This is a genomic window from Pedobacter sp. 01T416_2 (assembly GCF_056398925.1).
The window spans coordinates 1-4099 of the sequence record NZ_JBFTQI010000539.1 but is presented as its reverse complement, the minus strand read 5'-3'; the positions used below and the strand labels follow the sequence as shown (position 1 = coordinate 4099).

At 39.9% G+C, this 4099-nt stretch carries 2 protein-coding genes and 1 pseudogene; 1 reads left to right on the top strand and 2 read right to left on the bottom strand.

Going from position 1 to position 4099, the window contains the following annotated elements; translation table 11 throughout:
- Window positions 1-170: pseudogene (locus AC1DPQ_RS19830) on the bottom strand (tRNA uridine-5-carboxymethylaminomethyl(34) synthesis GTPase MnmE); the annotation flags it as partial.
- A gap of 349 nt (window positions 171-519) precedes the next feature.
- Between AC1DPQ_RS19830 and AC1DPQ_RS19825 the strand changes: the two are divergent.
- Window positions 520-1644: an AI-2E family transporter gene (locus AC1DPQ_RS19825; protein ID WP_477585648.1), complete on the top strand. Its 1125-nt coding sequence runs from the start codon at window positions 520-522 to the stop codon at window positions 1642-1644.
- A 294-nt stretch (window positions 1645-1938) separates the two neighbouring features.
- Here AC1DPQ_RS19825 and AC1DPQ_RS19820 read toward each other — a convergent pair.
- The coding region (locus AC1DPQ_RS19820; RefSeq protein WP_477610636.1) for an outer membrane beta-barrel protein at window positions 1939-4099 on the bottom strand (2161 nt) is incomplete at its 5' end.

Here is a 4099-nt window from a genome sequence, read left to right as displayed (position 1 = left end):
TCTTTAACCAGACCAAAATGTAAAGTATGCGAGGCCTGCTTTTCTAAATCTTTTCCTGCAAATACGGCATTGGTAAGTGAGATAGCCTCCGGACCAGATAAACGGATTACGCCAATGGCGCCAGAACCTGAGGGAGTAGATAAAGCAATAATGGTATCTTGATTGTTCATGTGTGGTATTAAAGTTGCAAAAATAAGGCTAATCTGTGGGTATATCGTGTAAGGGAAGTAATTTTTTTAAGCATTGATTAATCGGTTAACTGACGCCAAACGCAAATCGCTCAACGCCAAATCAACTAGCAGCCCTTCGACTCCGCTCAGGGTGACTTATCGAGGGGAGATCGATTAATTGACTCTCAATGCTAAGCGCCCAACTCCAAACTGGTTAATGAGTTAATTGACTTCGGACTCCAGACTGCCGACTTCGGACTATAAACTCATTCCGCTTTTCAATATTAAAGGTTATCTTAAAACATTTTAACACCGATTGTGTTTAAACCTCAAATCAGAATAMGCTTTTATGACGAACAATTTACCCCTGACCGTTAAACGATCGATAGAATTATTGGGTCTAATGGCCATTGTAGCCGTTATGGTAATTGGAAGAGATATTATCATGCCGATGTTGATGGCTTTTTTTATCAGCATTATGTTGCTACCGGTGTATCGCTTTTTAAAAAGAAAAAAAATACCCGAATCGTTAGCCATTATCTTATCCATTTTATTAGTGGCACTGTTTGTAGCTTTGATTATTTGGTTTTTTTCGAACCAGATTGGCATTTTGGTTAAAGATTTTCCACAGATAAAAGCGAACGTAACACAGCATATCAATTCATTAAGTGATTGGATCAGTCGCATTACCCATTACGATGATAAGGAACAAAAAGCCTTCATAAAAACTAAAAGCGACGATTTGATGAACATGGGCACCTCGCTTGCAGGTGGTGCTGCCGTTACCTTAAGTGGCATTTTTGTATTTATCGGTTTGTTGCCCATTTATATTTACCTGATGCTTTTTTATAAAGACATTTTATTGCGCTTTATCTTCATGTGGTTTAAAACAGATGATCATCCAAAAGTGAAAGAAGCTATTTATGAAACCGAATCGATCATTAAAAGCTACCTAATCGGACTGTTAATCCAGATAACCTATATGACGATTTTGTTGGGTGGAATATTGATGTTAATTGGTATAAAACATGCTTTGTTAATCGGGGTAATCTTTGCCATCTTAAACCTGATTCCTTACGTGGGAGCCTTAATTGGTAACTTGATAGGGGTGCTGCTTACGCTTACTTCATCGCAAGAATTGTGGCCGGTAATTACCGTTTTAGGCGTAATTGCATTTGTTCAATTTTTAGATAACAACATACTCATGCCGCGTATTGTTGGCTCTAAGGTAAAAATCAATGCTTTATTTGCCATCCTAGGGGTATTTATCGGTGGCAGTATAGCCGGGGTTTCGGGGATGTTCCTCGCACTGCCTATTGTGGCTGTACTCAAAATTGTCTTCGATCGCACAGAATCATTCAAACAATGGGGTGTGCTGCTGGGAGATGAACGCCCGGCTAAAAGTCCGATGACTTTTCCCAACTTTAGGAAGAAAAAACCAGTGGCTACTAAAACGGGAATAGAAAAGGGATAAGGCTAAGGGGAGAGAATGGGAAATGTAGTCAGTTCTGTGGTAATCATTGTAATTTGCGGGAGGCAGTTGCTGCATAGGTTTCCCGCAGATTTAAGAAGATAAACGCAGATGATATTTAATCTCTCTTCGTCGTGATAATCTTAACCTCCAAATTTACGCACTCTATAAATAGTTATTTCTGCGGTAATCAGTGTAATCTGCGGGAGCAGTTGGTGTATAGGCTCCCCGCAGATTTAAGAAGATAAACGTAGGCGATATTTAATCTTTCTTTACAGTAAAAATTATAACCCAGTTTTAACTTCCAAATTTACGCACTCTATAAATGAGTGATAACATGAAATACCGTCCCAGTCGGTTAACTTGCTTATCCACAATTACGTTATCGAACACATCTCTTGATATCCCTGAGTTCTGATCAAAAAGATCGAATCCTTCTACACGGATAGCGGCCATATCGTTCTTCATAAACTTATATTCCATTGATAAACGAAGCAAAGTTGGATTACGCACCGCACCGTTATCAAAACCAGAGTTAATCTGTTTGGTAAAATCGTAGCCCAGGGTAAGGTCTTTAAAGAAATAATTACGACCTTCTATGCCACACTCAAAACGGTTAGACTGGCGGTCGGTAAACGTATCATTCGAATATTTAGTCAGGTTTTGCGAATAAGAGGTTTCTACCTCAAAATTAACAATATCTTTCAGGTCTACCCTAAATTCGAGTTCCTGGCGCCAGGCCATATTGCGTGCTTCTATTCTGCTGTTATCGGTAAAAGTAATGTTGTTGTTCAGTTGCCCAGAACCAGAATAACCAATGGTAAACTTTCGCTCTGGCGAGAGCGGTTTACTGATGTCGTAATCGCCCTGTAGGGTGTAATATCCATCTGTGTTAATGTAACTGGTAAGCTGATTAACAGTGCCTGGTACACGCTCTTTAGTGGTTACAATCCTATCGTTGGTGCGTTCGTACTTAAAATTGGCCATGATCACTTTTCCGGCGCTCCAATCGGCTTGTTTGTAATGGGCATTGATACTCTGGATAAACTCGGGCTTTAGATTAGGGTTACCCGTAACCACGTTCTGTAAGTTAGAATTGTCGGATATAGGTTGTAATTGTAAGAATCCAGGTTGGTTATTTCTGCCCCAATAATTTACATCCAGCGATTGCTGGTTAGAAAATTTATACGAGAACCGACCAGAGGGGATGAGGTTAAAAGTACGGTTAACGGTTTCAATATTATTACTTAAATTCTGTCCCTGAAGTAAAGCTGGCTGTGCATTGATGCCTAGTGTATAGTTCAGCTTTTCGCCGATATACCGGTAATTCAGCCCTACTTTATTGGTTATGAACTGGTAATCGTAAATATTGCTAAGGTTTGGATTAAATACCTGATTACCATTAGCCACATCATAAGCATCTCTCGAATTATTTGTTGATGATCGGTTCCAGCTGTAGTTTACTTCTAAAAAGGTTTTTTTCCAAAGAGGCTCCATATATGATGCACCTACATTAAGGCCTAAATTCCGGCTATTCTGGTTGTTCAGCTGGTTTTGTAGCACCGAATCGGCTGCGTTAGTATGAATGTTGATGTATTTGTTGTACACATTCCCAAAATTTTCGCCATTGGTGTAATTGATGTTACCCCAGGAAGTCAGGTTCCGGCCTTTCTTCGAAAATTTATGGTTGTAAAATATATTGGTACGCGCATTCAGGTTATTCGAATTACTGAAATTATTGCTTTCTCTTCGCGTAAACAAGGTATCCTGGGTAATAAGCGAGCTACCCGTATTATTGCCGCTATTGGTATTGTAAGAAAAGTTTGGAGAAATTTTAAGGTAATTCATCGTATCTATTTTATACTCCAAATTACCGCCAAACCAATGGCTATAGTTATCGCTCTTACTGTTGTTTCGGGCATCTTCAAGTCTGCTCAACGGATTTTGCCCCGCATCTTGTAAAACACTTTGTGTATAGGTAGAACTAATGGTGTTGGTTTTATTGTTGTTGAAATTATATCCGGCATCTGCCGAGAGTTTGGTGTTAAACTCATTTTTATAGTTAAGTCCGGCAACATTTCTGGTTGTAATGCCATCGCCGCCACCACCACGCATATTGGCATTTGCCGAAGTGCCATCGAATGAAATCTGCTGTTCACCCTTCATGCTATTTCCCCGTATATTGGTATTATAGCGATCGGCGTTGCCCAAACCTGCAGAGGCCCTGGCAAAATAACCTTTCTTTTTATCTTCTTCAATGGTCAGGTTCAGCACCTTTTCCGGCTCGCCCGTTTTAATGCCTGTAAGTTTGGCCTGATCGCCATAATCATCGATGAACTGAAGGTTTTTGATAATATCGGCAGGAAGATTTTTAATGGCTGTGGCTACATCTGTTCCGAAGAAATCTTTACCGTTAACACGTATTTTGGTTACAGGCGAACCCTGACTGGTTACATTC

Excerpts from the sequence above, each read along its gene's own strand:
- AC1DPQ_RS19825 (WP_477585648.1), top strand. The coding sequence starts at position 520 with ATGACGAACAATTTACCCCTGACCGTTAAACGATCGATAGAATTATTG.